A 20022-nucleotide genomic window follows, 5' to 3' on the forward strand; every position below is an offset into this window, starting at 1 on the left:
CACTCATGGTTTACCGCCCTCCTACCCAGGTCGAGACACGCAGCGTCCGGTCATCGGGAATTTCCGCTTGCGACATGACCACCAGATGACGCAGGCGACGGCGCAGGAAGCGCGCCAGCAGAGGGCGCAAGCTGTGCTGTACCACCATGACCGGCGGTTCGCCGCTCGCCTCGTGGCGCTCCAGCGCCTGCTCGGCCTGGCTCATCAGGGTCTCGGCCAGACCGGGCTCCAAGGCACCGTTGCCGTTCATGGCCTGCATCAGCACCTGCTCGAGCTGCGCCTCGAGGCCGATCACATTGAGCGTGTCCTGGCCGGAGAACCACTGCTGGGTGATCGAGCGGCCCAGCGCCATTCTCACCAGCGCCGTGAGTTCACTGGCATCCTTCTGCACCGGCGCGTACTCGGCCAGGCAGTCGAGGATGGTGCGCAGGTCGCGGATCGAGACCTCCTCTTCGAGCAGGTTCTGCAGGATACGCTGCAGCACAGTGAGGCTGAGCGACTTGGGCACCACGTCATCGACCAGCGACTTCTGCTCTTCGCCAAGCTTGTCGAGCAGCTTCTGCACCTCCTGGCGGCCGAGCATCTCACCGGCATGGCGGTGCAGCAGGTGGTTGAGATGGGTGGCAATGACGGTGCCGGCATCGACCACGGTGTAACCGTAGACCTGGGCATGCTCCCGCTGGCCGGCATCGATCCACACCGCCGGCAGGCCGAAGGCGGGGTCCGCGGTGGGCGTCCCCTGCAGCTGGCCGGTAACCTGCCCCGGGTCAATGGCAAGCCACTGGCCGGGATAGGCTTCGGCGCGCCCGATCTCCGCCCCCTTGAGTGAGATCACATAGGTATTGGCGCCCAGCTCGAGGTTGTCGCGGATATGCACCACCGCCGGCAGGAAACCGACCTCCTGGGCAAACTTCTTGCGCACGCTCTTGATGCGCCCCAGCAGCTCGCCCTCCTGGCGCTGGTCGACCAGCGGAATCAGCCGGTGGCCCACTTCCAGGCCCAGCGTATCGACCAGCTGCACGTCGTCCCAACTGGCCTCGGGGGCCACCGGCTGTGGCGGCGGCTCGGCGCCAATCTCCTGCTCCACCAGCCGCTGCTCCTTCTGCCGCGTCAGCATCCAGGCCAGCCCGGCCAGCAGCCCGGTGAAGATCAGGAACACCAGGTTGGGCATCCCGGGCACCAGGCCCAGCAGCCCCATGACCATCGCCGCCAGGATCATCACCTGCGGATTGACGAACAGCTGGCTGATCATCTGCTGGCCCACGTCCTGCTCGGTGTTGACCCGCGATACGGTCACACCTGCCGCGGTCGAGATCACCAGCGCGGGAATCTGCGCCACCAGGCCGTCGCCGATGGTCATCAGGGTATAGGTCTTGGCGGCATCGCCAAAGCCCATGCCGTGCTGCAGCATGCCGATCAGCAGGCCGCCGATCACGTTGACTACCATGATCACCAGGCCGGCCATGGCGTCGCCGCGCACGAACTTGCTGGCACCATCCATGGAGCCGTAGAAATCGGCCTCCTGGGCAACTTCGGCGCGGCGCTTGCGCGCGTCCTCCTCGCCGATAAGCCCGGCATTGAGGTCGGCATCGATGGCCATCTGCTTGCCCGGCATGGCGTCGAGCATGAAGCGTGCGCCCACCTCGGCGATACGCCCGGCCCCCTTGGTGATGACCATGAAGTTGATGATGACCAGGATCAGGAACACCACGAGGCCGACGGCGAAGTTGCCGCCCACCAGGAAGGTACCGAACGCCTCGATCACCTTGCCGGCGCTGTCGCCGCCCTGGTGGCCCTCCATCAGGATCACTCGCGTGGAGGCCACGTTGAGCGACAGGCGCAGCAGCGTGGTGAACAGCAGCACGGCCGGGAAGGCAGCGAAGTCCAGCGGCTTCTCGGTGAACATGCTGACCAGCAGCACCATGATCGCCAGCGCGATGTTGAAGGTGAACAGCAGGTCGAGCGCGAACGGCGGCAGCGGCAGGATCATCATGGCCAGGATCATGAGGATCAGGATCGGCCCGGCCAGCAGCTTCATGCGTACATCGCCCATCCAGTCACGGCGACCGATGAGATGGCTCAACGACTTCATTCTCGCGCCCCGCTAGTTGCCGCCGGCCCTTGGGGAGCATCCCCAGGCGGCGTGCCGCCCGCCGGCACATCCATGCTCGGCGGTATGGGCAAGTCTTCCGGCATCGGTGGCACTTCGCCTCCCTCCTTGGCCACATGCTTGAGGCGGAAGGCCCAGGCCAGCACCTCCGCCACGGCGGTATACAGGTCGAACGGGATCTCCTGGTCGAGATCCACGTGGTGGTACAGAGCACGCGCCAGCGGCGGGGCCTGCAGCAGCGGCACCCCCGCCTCCTGGCCGAGTTCGCGGATGCGCGCCGCCACCAGCTCAGTGCCCTTCGCCACCACGCGCGGAGCGCCCATGCGCTGCTCGTCATAGCGCAGGGCCACGGCATAATGGGTCGGGTTGGTAATGATCACGTCGGCCTCGGGTACCTTGCTCATCATGCGGTTGCGGGCCATCGCCTGCTGCTGGGAACGGATTCGCGCCTTGACGTGCGGATCGCCCTCCGACTCCTTGTGCTCACGCTTCACTTCCTCCTTGGACATGCGCAGCTTCTTGCTGTGGCTCCACAGTTGGTAGGGCACATCGATGAGGATCACCACCAGCAGAGTGAGCACCATCAGGCCGCAGGCCTGGGCTGCCATCATCAGCGCCCGGGCCAATGCCTGGGTGGTGGGCTGATCCATCAGCGACAGGTACTCGCCGCGATGAACATAGAGGTAGGCCATGCCGACACCGCCGATCAGCGTCGACTTGGCCACGGCCTTGAACAGCTCCACCAGCGCCTGGGTGCCGAACATGCGCTTCAGCCCCTTGAGGGGGTTGAGCTTCGACAGCTGGGGCTTGAGCGACTTGGCCGACATCAGCCAGCCGCCGAGCATCACCGGCGCCACCAGCGCCACCAGCGTCAGCAGCAGGAACAGCGGCAGCATGGTGATCAGGGTGCGCTGCCCCAGGTCGAGCACCTTCACCAGCATGGGGCCAGTTTCAAACGCCTGGCGGCGCTCGAACAGGAAGGCCTGCTCCATCACCAGTCCCAACTGGTCGTAGAGCATCGCGCCCATGGACCACATGCCCACCACCCCGCCAAGCAGCAGCATGAAGGTGGTCAATTCACGGGAGCGCGCCACCTGCCCCTCTTCCCGGGCCTTCTCCAGCCGGCGTGGCGTCGCCTCTTCCGTCTTTTCCTGATCGCTGCTTTCGTCGGCCATGGTTCCCGGACATTCCTCTGCACGGTGGCCATTGTGGCGTCTCGGGGCCGAGCGCCATACGCCAAAAAGCGCCGATGATCGTGGCTTTATCACCACGACCATCGGCGCCGAAGGCATATCTTGGCGCTGTGTTAACCGGCGTCAGCCCACGGTCGCGTGCCAGGCCGAATGGCCAGGCACGCGGCGGGCGGCCTAGAAGCCGAGCTGGTCCAGCAGGTCGTCTACCTGGTCCTGGCTGCTGACCACATCGGCCCCTTCGGGCTTGATCTGCGGGCCGTTGAGCAGATCCTCGCGCTTGCGTGCCTGGGACTCGCGCTGGTCGTTGGCCTGGCGCTGCATCTTCTCGCGCTCTTCGCCATCAGGCACGTTGTCGATCAGCACCTGCACCAGCTGGTTCTCGATCTCACGAATCACGTCCATCATCTTCTTGATGACCTGGCCCGTCAGATCCTGGAAATCCTGGGCCATCATGATCTCGAGCAGCTCCCGCTGGGTGGCCTGGGCCTTGTCCGGCACTTCGGTCAGGAAGGAGCGGGTCTCCTTGACCAGCTCCCGTGCCTCATCGAGCTCCTTGGGCGCGGCGAACCACTCGGCCCAGCGCTTGTCGAGCGCCTCGGCCTCGCTGCTGAGCTCGTCTTGCAGCGGCTGCGCCCGGTCGATGGCGTTCAGCGCCCGGTGCGCCGCCTGCTCGGTCATGCTGGCCACATAGTTGAGCCGGTCGCGAGCATCGGGAATCGCCTCGGCGGCCTTCTCGATCTCCTTGTCCAGCCCCAGCTCGCGCATGCTGTCTCGTAGCATGCGCGTCAACTGCCCAATGCGTTGGACCAGATCTTCGCCAGCGGCGCCGTGTAACTTACCCCCGGTGGGCTGCTCGTTTACGCTCATCTTGTTCACTCCTCTGCAAGCGGGCGCCCCGCCGGCTTCACTTGCCCAGTTTTTCGAAGATCTTGTTGAGTTTTTCTTCCAGCGTGGCGGCAGTGAACGGCTTGACGACGTAACCGCTGGCACCGGCCTGGGCGGCGGCGATGATGTTTTCCTTCTTGGCCTCGGCGGTCACCATCAGCACCGGCAGGTCCTTCAGGGCGGCATCGGCGCGAATCTGCTTGAGCATCTCGAGGCCATCCAGGTTCGGCATGTTCCAGTCCGACACGACGAACTCGAAGGAGCCGGAACGCAGCTTGTTCAGCGCCTCCTGTCCATCCTCCGCCTCTTCCACGTTGGTGTATCCCAGTTCCTTGAGCAGGCTCCGAACGATCCGGCGCATGGTCGGAAAATCGTCGACCACCAGAAAGCTCATGTTCTTGTCAGCCATCAGGTTTCCTCTTCTTTCGTCTTACAGGGTTGGACTGGCGGCAGCGCTGTTGCCGTCCTGCTTCAGAACGCTTCCCACTCCCCTTCCGCCGTGGCGGCGTCGCGCCTGCTGCGCGGCTTGGGGTCGATCTCGCGCGGTGCCGGTGGGCGTGCACCTTGGGTTGTCGGGCCTGCCAGGGCCGGCGCGTCGTGACGCCCGGCCGCATGCGATTCAACGGCCAGGCGGAACACCGCCACGGCCTGCTCCAGCCGGCTGGCCTGCTCCTCGAGCGAGGCCGCCGCCGCGGAAGCCTGCTGAACCAGCGCGGCATTCTGCTGGGTGACCTGGTCCATCTGGCCCACGGCCTGGCTGACCTGCTCGATGCCGTCGCTCTGTTCCTGGGAGGCCGCGGAAATTTCATCCATGATGTCGGTGACACGGCGCACCGAGACCACCACCTCTTCCATGGTCTGCCCCGCCTGCTGGGCCAGCACCGACCCTTCCTTGACCTGGGCCACGGAGCCCTCGATCAGCGTCTTGATCTCTTTGGCCGCCGTGGCGCTGCGGCTGGCCAGGTTGCGCACTTCACCCGCCACTACGGCGAAGCCACGTCCCTGCTCGCCGGCCCGCGCCGCCTCCACCGAGGCGTTCAACGCTAGGATATTGGTCTGGAAGGCGATGGAGTCGATCACGCTGGTGATATCACTGATCTTCTGCGAGCTGGACGAAATGGCGCTCATGGTCGCCACCACGCGGCCCACCACTTCGCCGCCGCGCTCGGCGGTGGTGGAAGCCTCCAGCGCCAGGCCGCTGGCCTGGCGGGAATTGTCCGCGTTCTGGCGAACCGTGGCGGTGATCTGCTCCATGCTCGCGGCAGTTTCCTCGAGCGAGGCGGCCTGTTGCTCGGTGCGCGAGGAGAGGTCGTTGTTACCGCTGGCGATCTCCCGCGTACCGACATGGATAGAGGCGCTGCTGTCGCGCACCTGGCCGACGATGCGCACCAGGCTCTGCTGCATGTTGCGCATGGCATTGAACAGCTTGCCGAGCTCGTTGCGGCTGCCCTCAGGGATACGCACGGTCAGGTCGGCCTTGGCGATGGTCTGCAGGTGCGTCACGGCGGAGTTGAGCGGGCCGATGACGGTAACCCGCAGCCCGGCATAGACCAGGCCCAGCACAACGATGGCCAGCACCAGCGCCGCCAGTTGAATCCATCCGAAGCGAGTAGCCTGGGCCTGGAAGGCGTCGGTCATCGCCTGGCCGGAATCGAAGCCAAAGAAGACAAAGGCGGTCATGCTCTCGTCCAGCGCCTGGCTCGGCGCCAGCAGGCTGTCGCGCAGGCTGCCGAAGCGCGGCGTGTTGAGCTGGTCGAGCGCCTCGTGCTGCTCGCGCGACAGCGCCAGGACGGCGCGGAAACTGTCGATGAGGGGCACGGCCAGGGCCTCGGCCGCCTCGGACTTGGGCGCCTCGATGAAGTTGTTGAGGCGCGCTTCCGCCCGCTGCAAGCGGTCGAGCGCCACGTCGAGCTGACGATTGGCCTCGGCCATGCGGCCCAGCATGATCTGGTTGGAGGCGATCTCGAGGCTGACCCGGGCCACGTTGAGCAGCGCATCGCCACGATTGATCTCATTGAGCTGCTGCATGCTGATGCGGTTCAGGTCGGCCATCACACGGTCGGCGTTGCGATCCGACAGCATGGACAGCGCCGCCACCAGGCTGATCAAGGCGGCAAAGCTGAGCAGTGCCGCGATCACGGTGACATGGATACTGAGATTGCGAACCAGGCGGTTCATGTCAGGAGCTCCCATTTTATCGAGACGTGAATTCGTCTTCTGCTCTTCCGTCAGACTCGCTGCGCCCGACCGGACGCCGCCACCAGCGCCATTAGGCGCTCGGGGATGTCGTGCAGGCTGACGACCTCACCGGCGCCACCCACGGCGATGGCCTCCCGCGGCATGCCGAACACCACGCAGCTCGCCTCGTCCTGGGCCAGGGTGGCCGAGCCGGCCTGGCGCATCTCGAGCAGGCCCGCTGCGCCATCCTTGCCCATGCCGGTTAGGATCACCCCGATGGCATTGCGGCCGGCCTGGGTGGCGGCCGAATGAAACAGCACGTCGACCGAGGGGCGGTGGCGATTCACCGGCGGCCCGTCGTCCAGGCGCGCCACGTAGTTGGCACCGCTGCGCGCCAGCTTCAGGTGCGCATCGCCCGGGGCGATGTAGGCGTGCCCCGGCAGCACGCGCTCACCGTCGCTCGCCTCTTTCACCGTCAGGCTGCACAGCCGGTTCAGGCGCTCGGCGAACGACCGCGTGAACCCACCCGGCATGTGCTGGGTGATGAGAATGGCGGGGCTGTTGGCCGGCAGCGGCTCCAGCACGGCACGAATCGCCTCGGTGCCCCCGGTGGAGGCACCGATGATGATCAGCTTTTCGCTCGACATCAGCGGCGCCTTGAGCTGCGGCCGGGGCGAAGCTTCGCTGTGGCGCACCTGGCGCGGCCGCGACTTGGCCGCGGCGCGGATCTTCTCGGCAATGTCGTTGGCGTACTCCAGCATGCCGCTGCGAATCCCCAGCGACGGCTTGGCCACGAAGTCCAGCGCGCCAAGTTCCAGCGCCCGCAGCGTCACCTCCGAGCCGGCCTGGGTCAGCGAGGAGACCATCAACACCGGCATGGGGCGCAGGCGCATCAGCCGTTCCAGGAAGTCGAGGCCGTCCATGCGCGGCATCTCGACGTCCAGGGTCAGTACGTCGGGGTTGTGCTGCTTGATGAGGTCGCGTGCCACCAGGGGGTCGGGGGCGACGGCCACCACCTCCATGTCCGGCTGCGAATTGATGATCTCGGTCAGCAGATCACGAATCAGCGCCGAATCATCAACGCACAGCACCTTGATCTTGTTCGATCCCAAGGCAAGGCCTCCTTGTTTGAGAATCGCTTGTCGCGGCCCAGGCCGACAATCCATAGGCACACCATCGGCCTGGGCGTAAAAAACTTTAATGTCCACGGGAGTTTTTGCTGGCTGCCCGAGCGCGCCCGTTCCATGCAGGCGAACGGCCAACCCTCGCTCAGCGAGGTTCGGGCGTCGCCTACGCCAGGGTGTAAACGGTCTGGCCGCGCAGGCGAACCACCTTGCTGATGTAGGAGAAGTTCTCCGAATGGCCGGCGAACAGCAGGCCGTCGGGCTTCAACAGCGGCGCGAAGCGCTCAAGGATTCGCGCCTGGGTCTGCTTGTCGAAATAGATCATCACGTTGCGGCAGAAAATGGCATCGAAGGGGCCCTTCACGGGCCACGTCGACGCCAGCAGGTTCATCGGCAGGAACTCGACCAGCGAGGCCACCTCAGGGCGCACCCGCGCCAGCCCCTCATGCGGACCGCGGCCCTTCTGGAAGAACTTCCTGATGCGCTCCTCCTCGAGCTTGCGCACCTGCTCGAGCGGATAGATCCCCGCCCGTGCCCGCGCCAGCGCCTCGGTGTCGATGTCGGTTGCCACCACCCTAGCGTCCGCGACCCGGGAGCCGAGCGCCTCGTGCAGCGTCATGGCGATCGAGTAGGGCTCTTCCCCGGTGGAGGCCGCCGCGCTCCACACCCGCACCGGCCCAGTGACCTTGCGTACGTGCTCGGCCAGCAGCGGGAAGTGGTGGGCCTCGCGGAAGAACGCGGTCAGGTTGGTGGTCAAGGCATTGGTGAAGGCTTCCCACTCACGGGCATCGGGCTGCTTGGCAAGCCGCGCCAGGTAGTCGCTGAAGCGCGTCATGCCGTGATGGCGCAAGCGCTTGGCCAGGCGGCTGTAGACCATTTCGCGCTTGTGCTCGGCCAGCACGATCCCGGCCCGCTGGTAGATCAGCTGGCGGATCTTGCCGAAATCCTCATCCGTCAGGATCAGGTCGCGCTCCAGCTGACCCAATCCCGACCATTGCCCGGCATCAGTGCCGGGCTCGTCTCGTGGCGTCAAAATGTTTCCCACTCCTCATCATTCACCCTGGCGGCCCTGGCCGGTGCTCGCCTGGCAGGAAGCGGATCCCCATGGCGGGACATGGCATGCTCCGCACCGGCACGGCTATCGCGCGCCGCCTCGGCGGGCGAAGCCAGTGCCTCGACCCGCTCCTGGCCCGCATCACGCAGGCGGAACGCACGAATGGCCTGCTCCAGCAGTTCGGCCTGGCGCCGCAGGTCGCTGGCCGCACGAGCGCTGTGCTGCACGCGCTCGGCGTTCTGCTGCGTGACCTGATCCATCTCGGTGATCGCCTGATTGATCTGGCCGATGCCGCTGCTCTGCTCTTCCGACGCCGCCGTGATCTCGCCCATGATGTCGTTGACTCGCGCCGACGCCGCGACCACCTCGGCCATGGCGCGCTCGGCACGCTCGACCTGGCTCGCCCCCTGCAGGATCTCGTCGGCCGAACCATCGATCAGGCGCCGAATCTCCTTGGCAGCCTCCGCGCTGCGTCCGGCCAGGTTGCGCACCTCGCCCGCCACCACGGCGAAGCCGCGCCCCTGCTCGCCGGCTCGCGCCGCCTCCACCGAGGCGTTGAGCGCCAGGATGTTGGTCTGGAACGCGATGGAGTCGATGACGTTGATGATCTGCTTCATCTTTTCGGCACCCGCCGTGATGCGCTGCATGGTCTCGACCACACCGTGCATCAGCTCACCGGTCTCCTGAACGCGCCCGGCGTTGTCGAGCGCAAGCCCGCTGGCCTGCCGGGCGTTGTCGGTGTTCTGGCGCACCGTGGCGGTCATCTCTTCCATGCTCGAGGCCGTCTGCTGCAGCGAGGCGGCCTGCTGCTCGGTGCGCGAGGAGAGGTCCTCGTTGCTCTGGGCGATGGCGCGGGTGGCGGGAGTGACCACGTCGATGCCCTTGCGAATGGTATCGGTGGTGCTGTAAAGGCTCTTGCGCATCGTATCCAGGGCACGCAACAGGGCGCCGATCTCGTCGTGGCGGCGCTGCGGCGAACTCACCGCCAGGTTGCCCGTCGCGATCTGCAGCGTGAAGGCTTCGGCCTCCCTCACCGGTCGTATGACGGCACGCAGCGTCCAGAAGCCCAGCAGAAACAGGAACAGGATGCTCCCCGCAACGGCGATGGCCTGGCCCATGAGCATGGCCAGCTGGCCGCGCTCGGCCTGCACGGCCAGCTGGTTAGCAAAGACCAGCTTGCCTTCGATCAGCACGTTGATACTTTGGCTGATGGCGTTGGCCTCGGGCCGCAGCACCTCGTTGTAGGCTTCGTAGGCGACGAAACCGCTGCCGTTGAGCAGCGCATCCATGGCCGGCTGGATGCCTTGTGCGATGGCTCTATCGAGCTGCCCCGACAGCTCGGCTACCGAGCCTTGCTGCGCTTCTTCGCCGGCAAGGAAGCGCTGCCAGGCGTCCTGCATCGTTTCGACGACCTCGTCGACCTCCTGCGCCAGGGCATCCATCTGCTCGGGGCGCAGCGAGCGCGGATTGCGCACCGGACGCTCGAGATCGATCATCAGCTGGCTCAGCAGCTGGTCGATACGCTGCAGGTTGGCGATGTCCTGCACCCCGTTGACGTTGAGTTGCTGGACCCGTTCGCCGGACACCTTGAGCCCGTAGAATCCGACGCCGCCGCTGAGCAGCAGCAGCAGCACCGGCACCACGGTCATGGTGATCAGCTTGGCGCGCAGGGTGCGCACATTGAGGCGTGCCAGCCAGCCCAGCGGGCCACGACGCACCAGGCGCCCCTGGTGAAGGGCCGTGCTGCCGCGGCCGTCGCGCAGCTGGCGGTAGGCCCGCTCCGCGGCGGCCACTTCCTCCGCAGTCGCGACCGTGCGCACCGAGGTGTAGCCATGGCACACCTTGCCCTCGAGGATCGGCGTCACCGTGGCATGCACCCAATAATGATCGCCGTTCTTGCGCCGGTTCTTGACCACACCCTGCCAGGTGCCGCCGCGCTTGATGGTCTGCCACAGATCCGCGAAGGCCTGCGCCGGCATGTCGGGATGGCGGATCAGGCGATGCGGCGCGCCGATCAGCTCATCGAGGTCGTAGCCGCTGACCTCGACAAAGGCCTTGTTGGCATAGGTGATGCGCCCTTCCAGATCCGAACGAGTGATGAGCAGATGCTGCTCGTCCAGCGAGTATTCGCGCTGTGTTACCGCCTGATGGTCACTCATTGTCTTGCCCCCCTGGCCAATGCCCCATGCGATGCCTGCGCGGCCGTGCAGCCGCAAGCAGGTCGCCTGCCGTTCTTGTTGTATCGTCTTGTCGTGCTGCCTTGTCGTTTCACCTTGGATGCAGTCGCCCGCTTCAGAACGAAGCCCAATCCTCTTCCTGGGCCTGGCGCCGGACGCCGCCGGACGCACCGGCTGCCGGCTCGCTGCGCCGGGATGCCGGCAGCGGGTCCTGTTCACGTGAGGGCAGCGCCGCCTTCGCCTCAGGACCGGCCGGCGTCGGCGAGGCCTGGCCCGCCAGGCGGAAGCGCAGCACCGCTTCGCGCAGGCGCGACGCCTCCGCCTCGAGCTGGGTCGCCGCCGTGGCCGCCTGCTCCACCAGCGCCGCATTCTGCTGCGTCACCTGATCCATCTGGGTCACCGCCTGGTTCACCTGACCGATGCCGTTGCTCTGCTCCTGCGAAGCCGAGGCGATCTCGTCCATGATGTCGCTGACGCGCTGCACGGCCGCGACGATCTCCCGCATGGTCTGGCCCGCCTTGTCGACCCGTGCGGTACCGACATCGACCTTTTCCAGCGACGCCTGGATCAGCGTGCGGATCTCCCCGGCCGCCCCCGCACTGCGCCCCGCCAGGTTGCGCACCTCCTGGGCCACCACCGCGAAGCCGCGGCCGTGCTCACCGGCCCGCGCTGCTTCTACCGAAGCGTTCAGGGCCAGGATGTTGGTCTGGAAGGCGATGCTGTCGATCACGCTGATGATGTCCGACATGCGGTGGGCACTGGCGTTGATGTCGTGCATGGTCGCCACCACCTCGCCGACGACCTCCCCCCCCTGGACGGCGGTACGCGACGCCTCGGCGGCAAGCTGGCTGGCCTGGCGTGCGTTGTCGGCGTTGTGCTCCACGGTCGAGGCCAGCTGCTCCATGCTGGAGGCGGTCTCGGCCAGGGAGGCGGCCTGCTGCTCGGTGCGCGAGGAGAGTTCGCCATTGCCCTCGGCGATGTCCTGGGCGCCCAGGAAGATGCCTTCGCTGCTGCGGCGCACCGTACCGACCGTGCTGGAAAGCCCTTCCTGCATGTGCTTGAGGGCGGTGAACAGGCGGCCGATCTCGTTGTTGCCGCGGTTCTCCACCGGCTGCGCGAGGTCGCCCCTGGCCAACCCTTCGAAATAGCCCACCAGCCGCGCCAGCGGCTGCAGTACGTTGGCGTTGATGCCCCACACCACGACCAGCATCACGCCGACCGACCCCGCCAGCACGGCCACGATGCCCAGGCGCATCCTGTCGGCCATGAGCGTAAACGACGCCAGATACGACGCGCCCGAGTCGCCGGCATGAGGCGCCATGGCGGTAACCGCCTCGCCGCCCAGCCTCAGCGCATAAAGCCCCAGCAAGCTGAGCGCCACGATCATGCCGCCGAAGAACAGCAGCACCAGAAACCAGCTGGCCCGTACGGTCAGGTTGTCAAGAAGCTTCATCATTTACCCATATTCCCCATATCGGCCTGCAACGCACTGAACACGCTGGGTTGCTTCGCCGCGCGTCAGTCGGCGACCTGTTCGACGAGTTCCATTTCATCGCTGGTTAGCAGCTTGTCGATGTCGACGATCACCAGCATGCGGTCGTCGAGGCTGCCAAGCCCGCTGAGGAAATCCGACGACAGGGTGACGCCGAATTCGGGCGCCGGCTTGATCTGGTCCGGCGACAGCGTCATCACGTCGGAAACCCCGTCGACGACGATGCCGACCACGCGATCCTCGACGTTGACCACGATCACCACGGTCTGACCGCCGTACTCGACCTTTTCTAGGTGGAACTTGATGCGCAGGTCGACGATCGGCACGATCACGCCGCGCAGGTTGGTCACGCCCTTGATGAAGTCCGGCGCGTTGGCGATCCGCGTGACGTTCTCATAGCCGCGAATCTCCTGCACCTTGAGGATATCCACGGCGTACTCTTCATCGCCCAGCGAGAACACCAGGAATTCACGATTGTGGGCTTCGGCCGCCACCAGGGCCGCGTCTGACGACTGTTTCATGGCGTTGTCTCCAGCGTTGTGTCGGATAGGGCTTCTATAGGGGTGAGGCTGCGCTCGGGCCGACGCTTCTCCTTCTTGGCCCGGCTCAGCCGGTGCAGGCCGGTAATGTCGAGGATCAGCGCCACGCTGCCATCGCCCAGGATGGTAGCGGCCGATACGCCCGGCACCTTGCGATAGTTGGTCTCGAGGTTCTTCACCACCACCTGCTGCTGGCCCACCAGGTCATCTACCAGCAGGGCGTAGCGCCGCCCTTCGCCCTGCACGATCACGGCGATGGTGTCGGTCAGCTCGGTCTTGGCCTGGGGCACGTCGAGCGCCTCGTGCACCGCCACGACCGGCAGGTACTCGTCGCGCACCTTGAGCACCACGTCGTCACCGGCCATGGCGTAGAGATCGCTTCGGGCCGGCTGCAGCGATTCGAGCACCGCCGACAGCGGCAGGATGAACATCTCGTTGCCGACCTTGATCGACATGCCGTCGAGGATGGCCAGGGTCAGCGGCAGCACGATACGGATGGTGGTGCCCTCTCCGGCACGCGACATGATCTGCACATGACCGCCCATGCCCTGGATGTTGCGCTTGACCACATCCATGCCGACGCCGCGGCCGGACACGTCCGTCACCTCCTTGGCGGTGGAGAAGCCAGGGGCGAAGATCAGCTGCCACACCTCGTCGTCGCTCATGGCATCCGAGACGGGCAGACCGCTTTCGCGCGCCTTGGCCAGCAGCTTGCCGCGATTGAGGCCGGCGCCATCGTCGATCACTTCGATGATGATATTGCCGCCCTGATGCTTGGCCGATAGCACCAGCTTGCCGGTGCGCGGCTTGCCCGACGCCTCACGCACCTCGGGCGGCTCGATGCCGTGGTCGAGGCTGTTGCGAACCAGGTGGGTCAAGGGGTCGATAATGCGCTCGGTGAGGCTCTTGTCGAGCTCGGTGGACTCGCCCTCGGTAACCAGCTCGATCTCCTTGCCCAGCTTGGCGGCGGTTTCACGCACCACGCGGGGGAAGCGGCTGAAGACGAAGTCCATTGGGATCATGCGGATCGACATGACCGCTTCCTGGAGGTCCCGCGCATTGCGCTGGAGCAGGCTCATGCCGTTCAGCAGGGCGCCGTCGGCGACGCCCTCCAGCTCACTGACCGTCTGATCGAGCATCGACTGGGTGATGATCAACTCACCCACCAGGTTGATGATCTGGTCGACCTTGTCGACGGAAACGCGAATCGAGGTGGACTCCCCGGCCCCCTTGGCCTTCGCCTTCGCCGGCGGCTTGGCCTTGGGCTCGGCCGCTGGCACCACCGCGGGCGCGGCCGGCGCAGGCTCGACGGCAGCGGCAGCCGGTGCGGATGCCGCCTCGGCAGGCGCCTGCGCCGGGCCAGCATCCGGGGCCGATACGATCTGCAGCTGGTCGGCATCGACGATGAAGCACATCACCGCCTCGATGTCGTCGTTGCTCACCGTGGAGACCAGCGTCACCTCGTAGCGCGCCTCATCGCCCCCCTGTGCCACCACGTCGCCGAGCTGGGCGAGCTCCTCGACCAGCAGCTGGCGATCCTTCTCGCGCACGTTGAGCAGCGCCACCACCCGCTGGCCCTGGACGACGGGCTCGGCTTGCGCCACCGGTGCAGCTACCGGCGGCGGCGCGACCGGCGCCGCAGCGCCCCCCTCCAGGTTCTGGCCGATCTCCTCCAGGGCGATGCGTTGCAGCGTCTGGCAGATACGCTCGAAGGCCTCCTGGTCGGGCTCGTCACCGTTGCGGTAGGCGTCTAACTGGTCGCTGAGCATATCCTTGGTTTCCAGAAAGGTGTCGACGATGTCCCGACGAAGCACGAGCTCGCCCTTGCGGGTGTGATCCAGCAGGTTCTCGAACAGGTGGGTGGTGCGCTGCAGCACCTCGAAGCCGAAGGTGCCCGCCCCTCCCTTGATGGAGTGCGCGGCACGAAAGATGGCGTTGAGCTGCTCGGTATCCGGCGCGTCGACGTCCAGCTCCAGCAGGTAGCGCTCCATGTCGGCCAGCAGCTCGTCGGCTTCCTCGAAGAAAGTGTCATAGAAATCCGTGATATCCATGCGCAGTCACCACCAAGTCAGTTTGTGTTCCACACGCCGCTCACTCGGCGCCGAGTGAGCGTCGCAGGCTTTCCGTGAATTGTTCCACCGGGGCCACGTTCACCTCGCCCTCGAGCCGGCTGCTCATCGGGCTGGGTACCCCCGGGCCTTCGAGGACGCTGGGGCGGCGAATGTATTCGGCAACCTCCGGCAGCAGCACCAGCAGCTCGATGCGGCGGTTGTCGGCATCGGCAGGGTCGGTGTCGGGCAGCGGTACGCGGTCGGCAAAACCCGAGACGCGCAGCAGCTTGCTCGAATCCAGCCCGCCCTGCACCAGCTCGCGGCGCGATGCATTGGCCCGGTCGCTGGAGAGCTCCCAGTTGCTGTAGCCGCGATAGCCGCCGACGAAGGGCACGCTATCGGTATGGCCGCTGATGCTGAGGTAGTTCGGCAAGTCGTTGAGCAACGGCGCGATGGTGCGCAGCAGGCTTCGCATGTACGGCGCCAGGCGATCGCTGCCCAGGTCGAACATGGGCCGATGTTCGGCATCGAGCAGCTGGATGCGCAGCCCTTCCGGGGTGAGATCGAAGCGCATCTGCTGGCGCAGCTCACGCAGCTCCGGGTCGGCGTTGATCGCCGCCTCGATGCGTCGCTGCAGGTCCATGAAGAAGCGCCGCTGCTGTTCGCTCGGCCGCGTGAACTCACGCGTATCGATACGCGCCCGCTCTCCGTCGCTGTGAGCCGGATCGGGACCGCCCCCGGGAATCACGCGGGTGCTGCCGGAGCGATCGCCACCGGTAATGGCGGTGGTCAGCGGCGTACTGAAATAGTCGGCCACCCCCTGGCGCTGCTCCTCGCTTGCCACCGACAGGATCCACATGACCAGGAACAGCGCCATCAGCGCCGTCATGAAGTCGGCCAGGGCGATCTTCCAGCTGCCGCCGTGGTGCGCGTGGACGATCTTCTTGCGCCGAATGACGATCGGACGCTTATCGCCGCCCGCACTCATTCGACTGCAGCACCCGACTTGGCATTACGCACGTACTCTTCCAGCTCGGTGAACCCCGGCCGCTCGGCGGTATGCAGCGCCTTGCGCCCGAATTCCACCGCCAGCTGCGGCGCGTAGCCGTGCAGGCTGGCCAGCAGCGTGATGCGTATGCACTGCAGCATCTTTTCCGCTTCCTTGATCTGGCGTTCGATGCTGCTGGCCACGGGATTGATGAAGCCGTAGCCCAACAGGATGCCGAGGAAGGTGCCAACCAGGGCGTGAGCAATCATCTCGCCCATCTGTTCCGGCCCGGCATCGGCGTAAGTCAGCGCCTTCACCACCCCCATGACCGCCGCCACGATGCCGAATGCCGGCATGGCGTCGCCCACCTTGGCAATGGCATCGGCAGGAATGTGCGCCTCCTGCTCGAAGGTCTCGATCTCGTGCAGCATCAGCTCGTCGATTTCCATCGGGTCCATGCCGCCGGCAACCATCAGGCGCAGGTAGTCGGTCAGGAAATTCATGATCATAGGGTCTTCCAGCACCTTGGGGTGCTCCTGGAAGAGCGCGCTGTCCTGGGGGCTGTCGATGTCGCGCTCGATGCCCAGCATGCCTTCACGGCGGATCTTGCTGAGCAGCTTGAACTGCACCGCCAGCAGCTCCATGTACATGTCCTTCTTGTACTTCTTGGTCCGCCTCAGCTTGGGAATGATCTTGAACGTGGCCACGATGGCCTTGCCGTTGTTGGCGGCGATGAAGGCCCCTACCCCGGCGCCGCCGATCATCAGCAGCTCGGTCGGCTGGTACAGGGGGCCAAGGAAGCCGCCCGCCAGCACGAAGCCGCCGAACACGCACAGAATGACGACGAGATACCCCAGAAGAATCAGCACAACCGATACCCTTTCATGGATGTGTGGCGACGATATGCTGGAGATATCGGCACGCCGGCTGTCGACTTGAGACTTTCACGAAAAAAAGCCGCTCCGGACGAACCGGAACGGCGTGCTGCTTTTTCAAGGGCTGTTTTTCAAGGAGTGTGGTCATTACCATGACCGCCTTGGATCAACCTACCCGGCGAACCAAGGGCGCCACTAGGTCGAGCCCTTCGCCCAGCTCCTGCTCGCGCCGCTTGCGCGTCTTGCCCGCTCGCGACGGCGGCATGCAGATCCCGCAGGCGTAGTCGTGTTCCGGCGAGTGTGCATGGGCGACGAAACGCCCCCCGCAGCAGGTACAGCTCGACAGCTGCAGCAGGTCGCTCTCGAAGAAGCGCACCAGCGTCCAGGCACGGGTGAGCCCCAGCACCGGCTCCACGCCGTCGAGGCTGACCTGCTCGTGGTAGAGGCGGTAGGCAGTGACGAAGGCCTGCATGCGTTCGCAGCCCTGGTTATCAAGCAGGCTGCGATAGATGTTATAGAACAGCGAAGCGTGCACGTTGGGCAGCCAGGTGATGAACCAGTCCGTCGAAAACGGCAGCATGCCCTTGGGCGGCGACATACCACGCACTTCCTTGAACAGCCGTATGAGGCGTGCACGGCTCAGGTCGGTTTCCGACTCCAGCACCTGCAGGCGCGCGCCAAGCTCGATCAGCTCGATAGCCAGCTGGACCTGCTGCATTTCCTCGACAAGACTCTTCTGCGCCATCGCTCAGCGCTCCCGAGCCGGTGACGAAGCGCCCTGCACCGCCATCAGCAGCGAAGCATGGAACTGGGCCAGACCGTTTTCCCGGGGATTGTCGACGACCTGGCGCAGCCTGTCGGCGCCTTCGAAGCCAAAATGACACAGCAGCTGATTGGTGCGGGCGAGGCGGGTCAGCTGGCTTGCGCTGAGCGACACCAGCAGGTCGGCGGTCTCTTCGTCGACCTTGAGGCGAAACATGGCCGCCGCGCGATCGTCATTCAGCAGCCGCTGAGCCAACAGAAGGTAAGCAAGGTTGAGCTCCTGGATCTCGTCCAGATAGTTCATGGCTTTCATTGACTGTTCCCTGCACGCGGCCTGGCGCGTGTCCTATCGTTTTGTCGTTACGTTCCGATGTTCACCGGTGGTAGAGCCCGTGAGCCAAGGGCTCATACCCGGGCATCATGCGGCGCCAACGGAATCGAAACGGATTGTGACGTTAAGAAACAGGAATTGCCAACCAGCCAAAAGCATCAGAACGCCCAGTCAACGTTCGACGTAGATCAATACTTTTTTATTAAGCCTGTAACCCGTTGGGTTTACGAGAGAAAAAAGCAACGCTGCACAATTGACAATCCGCGCGTCTCATGACCCAGGCGATTTTTTGGATACATTTTTTTACAAATCTTTACCTTTCTCACCCTGCTCCAGCTCGTAGACCCAAACCAGCAGCTCGGCAATGACCTGATACAGCAGCGGCGGTATTCGCTCATCCAGGTCGAGCCCCATCAGCAGCGACACCAGCTCCGGGGCGTCATGTACGTAGATTCCCTGGCGCTTCGCCTCCGCGAGGATCCGCTCCGCCATGTCGCCATAGCCCTTGGCCAGCACCCGCGGGGCATCGTCGCCCTCGCGATACGCCAGGGCAACCGCCTGACGTCGCCGCTCGGGTTTCGAATCAGCCATTTCCCCATTCCTCGCCGCGGCCTTCGCCCGACCTCTCGCCGCGCCGCACGTCGATCAGCACCCGAGTAAGGCCGACATCCTGCAGGCGCTGCTCCAGCAGGCCCGCTTCGCGTTCGAGTCTATCCCGCAAGGCAGTATCGAAAGCGCTCAGCTCTAGCCGCAGCTGCGTGCCCTGCAGCCACATCGCCACGCCGATATCGCCCAGGCTGGGCACGCGCAGCGTCATTTCGGAATGCCAGGCCTCGCCTCCCGGCTCGTCGCCGTCGTCCTGGTCTTTCTCCTCCTCGCGCCTGGCGCCCGGCGGCACGTTCACCACCAGCGCGAGAAAGATGCCGGCCCACACGTCCCCCTCCCAGCGCAGCACCGGCGTGACCAGCATTTCGAGCTGGTGGCGCACCAGCCCCTGCAGGCTTTCATGCACCGGCTCTGCGCCTCCTCGAACCCGGTGGGAAGCCTCAAGCGCTTCACGCCCCGCGGGCGGCTGAGCCTCCGTCGAGGCTAATCCTGGCTTGGCCCCGGGCTCGCCCCCCGGCATGCCCATCCGCGACGGAACCTCCAGCGGCCGGGCGGAAGACCGGCCGGAATCCAGCATGGCTCCCCCCTCACCCAGCCGTGACGCCTGTCGTGACGCCTCCAGCGTCGCCGTCGCCACCACAGCGGAAGGCGTCAGCGGAGCGCCCCCCGCCGGCGCTGTCACCTGCCCAAACGCGGCAGCGGTCTGGACGGTGGTGGCCTGCGCGGCGGCGGCCTGGGCGGCGGTCGCCACCGGAGTGAAGCGCAAGGTGCGCCACATCTGCGGCTCCTGCTCGAGCTGCTGGCGGCTCACCTCGCCGCGATACCAGCGCGACAGATGGGCCTCGTAGAACAGCCCGCTGTCCCGCACGCTGCCCTGCAGGCGCGCCGCCAGCGTAGCGGCCTGCGGGGGCTCACCCTCCCGCATCAGCGCCGCGGGGCTGGTCAACACGGAGGGCGGGGCGGGAAAGCGAATCAGCAAATCGGCGATGGTGCGCCCGGAAGGACTGAAGTGCGTCTGGGCGGAAGCCGGCGCATGGCCCCCGTCTGCTGCCGGGCGAGCGGCCATCTCGCGCTGGGGCGCAGCGGCGGCTCCCTGGGCGGGCAGTGGCGCAGGCCGCCGCCCTTCCAGCCGCGAGTCACTGTGCAGGGCGCGCGGCCCCTCGCCGGCCGCCACCGGCCGCACCGGCTCGTTGAGATCGCGAGGCGTGGGAATGTCGACGCGCTTGCCCAGCACCTGGTGCAGCAACGTATCCAATAGCGGCGTGATGCCGCTCACGGGGTTCCCGTACCGAACTTGTCGCTAGCGTCGACCACCACCGCCGCCTGCTTGCCGTAACTGCGATGCAGGTCGCGCTGGCGGCGGCCACTGTCCATCAGCCGACCCAGTTCGCTGCGACGCACCATCAGCTGCTCGCGAATGGCAAGGTCGTCGGTCAGGATGGCTTCCAGCAGTTCGGCCTTGCGTACCATGTCATCGACGCCAAGCGTCACCTCAACGTCGAGCTGCCGCAGCCGGTCGACAAGCTGCAGATAATCAGCCTGCTGCTCGATCAGCGCGTCCCAGTCGCCGGTCTCGGCCAGCACCAGCATGGCCGCCACCTGCTCCCTGAGGCGCCTATAACCATCGAGCACCACCCCGGCAGTGGACATGGCCATC

18 protein-coding genes are annotated in these 20022 nt (G+C 65.8%); all 18 read right to left on the bottom strand.

From position 1 onward, the window contains the following. Positions 1–10: 10 nt before the first annotated feature. The gene (gene flhA, locus ACT7B3_RS10130) at positions 11–2092 is read right to left on the bottom strand and encodes a flagellar biosynthesis protein FlhA (RefSeq protein ID WP_444677502.1); all 2082 of its coding nucleotides are present in this window, start codon (positions 2090–2092) and stop codon (positions 11–13) included. Next, positions 2089–3285, bottom strand: a complete 1197-nt coding sequence (gene flhB, locus ACT7B3_RS10135) for a flagellar biosynthesis protein FlhB (protein WP_445157853.1) — start codon at positions 3283–3285, stop codon at positions 2089–2091. Before flhB ends, flhA begins: the two co-directional genes overlap by 4 nt. A 192-nt stretch (positions 3286–3477) precedes the next feature. Then, entirely contained in the window at positions 3478–4170 is a 693-nt protein-coding gene (gene cheZ / locus ACT7B3_RS10140) for a protein phosphatase CheZ (RefSeq protein ID WP_444677501.1), read from the bottom strand. A 37-nt stretch (positions 4171–4207) separates the two neighbouring features. Beyond that, a complete protein-coding gene (gene cheY, locus ACT7B3_RS10145) occupies positions 4208–4597 on the bottom strand; it encodes a chemotaxis response regulator CheY (RefSeq protein WP_444677500.1) in 390 nt (129 codons plus the stop codon). A gap of 62 nt (positions 4598–4659) precedes the next feature. Continuing rightward, the gene (locus ACT7B3_RS10150) at positions 4660–6366 is read right to left on the bottom strand and encodes a methyl-accepting chemotaxis protein (RefSeq protein WP_445157854.1); all 1707 of its coding nucleotides are present in this window, start codon (positions 6364–6366) and stop codon (positions 4660–4662) included. A gap of 50 nt (positions 6367–6416) precedes the next feature. Beyond that, positions 6417–7478, bottom strand: coding sequence for a protein-glutamate methylesterase/protein-glutamine glutaminase (locus ACT7B3_RS10155; protein WP_445157855.1), 1062 nt, complete (start codon positions 7476–7478; stop codon positions 6417–6419). A 178-nt stretch (positions 7479–7656) separates the two neighbouring features. Then, entirely contained in the window at positions 7657–8523 is an 867-nt protein-coding gene (locus ACT7B3_RS10160) for a CheR family methyltransferase (RefSeq protein ID WP_445157856.1), read from the bottom strand. After that, positions 8520–10703, bottom strand: a complete 2184-nt coding sequence (locus tag ACT7B3_RS10165; RefSeq protein WP_445157857.1) for a methyl-accepting chemotaxis protein — start codon at positions 10701–10703, stop codon at positions 8520–8522. Before ACT7B3_RS10165 ends, ACT7B3_RS10160 begins: the two co-directional genes overlap by 4 nt. Positions 10704–10836: 133 nt before the next feature. Next, positions 10837–12174, bottom strand: a complete 1338-nt coding sequence (locus ACT7B3_RS10170; protein WP_445158869.1) for a methyl-accepting chemotaxis protein — start codon at positions 12172–12174, stop codon at positions 10837–10839. A 65-nt stretch (positions 12175–12239) separates the two neighbouring features. Further along, positions 12240–12734, bottom strand: coding sequence for a chemotaxis protein CheW (locus ACT7B3_RS10175; RefSeq protein ID WP_444677497.1), 495 nt, complete (start codon positions 12732–12734; stop codon positions 12240–12242). Further along, on the bottom strand, positions 12731–14803 hold the full coding sequence (gene cheA / locus ACT7B3_RS10180; RefSeq protein WP_445157858.1) for a chemotaxis protein CheA: 2073 nt from the start codon (positions 14801–14803) through the stop codon (positions 12731–12733). Before cheA ends, ACT7B3_RS10175 begins: the two co-directional genes overlap by 4 nt. Positions 14804–14843: 40 nt before the next feature. Beyond that, positions 14844–15791, bottom strand: coding sequence for a flagellar motor protein MotB (gene motB / locus ACT7B3_RS10185; protein ID WP_445157859.1), 948 nt, complete (start codon positions 15789–15791; stop codon positions 14844–14846). Further along, positions 15788–16660 (bottom strand): flagellar motor stator protein MotA, encoded by an 873-nt coding sequence (gene motA, locus ACT7B3_RS10190; protein ID WP_444677495.1) that lies wholly within the window; start codon positions 16658–16660, stop codon positions 15788–15790. The genes motB and motA overlap by 4 nt, the downstream gene beginning before the upstream one ends. Positions 16661–16832: 172 nt before the next feature. Continuing rightward, positions 16833–17411: a flagellar transcriptional regulator FlhC gene (gene flhC, locus ACT7B3_RS10195; protein ID WP_445157860.1), complete on the bottom strand. Its 579-nt coding sequence runs from the start codon at positions 17409–17411 to the stop codon at positions 16833–16835. 3 nt (positions 17412–17414) lie between these two features. Then, entirely contained in the window at positions 17415–17741 is a 327-nt protein-coding gene (gene flhD / locus ACT7B3_RS10200) for a flagellar transcriptional regulator FlhD (RefSeq protein ID WP_444677494.1), read from the bottom strand. Between the two features lie 321 nt (positions 17742–18062). Further along, on the bottom strand, positions 18063–18350 hold the full coding sequence (locus ACT7B3_RS10205; protein WP_445157861.1) for an EscU/YscU/HrcU family type III secretion system export apparatus switch protein: 288 nt from the start codon (positions 18348–18350) through the stop codon (positions 18063–18065). After that, positions 18343–19641 carry a flagellar hook-length control protein FliK gene (gene fliK, locus ACT7B3_RS10210; RefSeq protein ID WP_445157862.1) on the bottom strand — a complete coding sequence of 433 codons (1299 nt, stop codon included), beginning with the start codon at positions 19639–19641 and terminating at the stop codon, positions 18343–18345. Before fliK ends, ACT7B3_RS10205 begins: the two co-directional genes overlap by 8 nt. Continuing rightward, positions 19638–20021 carry a flagellar protein FliT gene (locus ACT7B3_RS10215; protein WP_445157863.1) on the bottom strand — a complete coding sequence of 128 codons (384 nt, stop codon included), beginning with the start codon at positions 20019–20021 and terminating at the stop codon, positions 19638–19640. Before ACT7B3_RS10215 ends, fliK begins: the two co-directional genes overlap by 4 nt. Position 20022: the final 1 nt, after the last annotated feature.

This window comes from Halomonas sp. E14 (genome assembly GCF_052568415.1).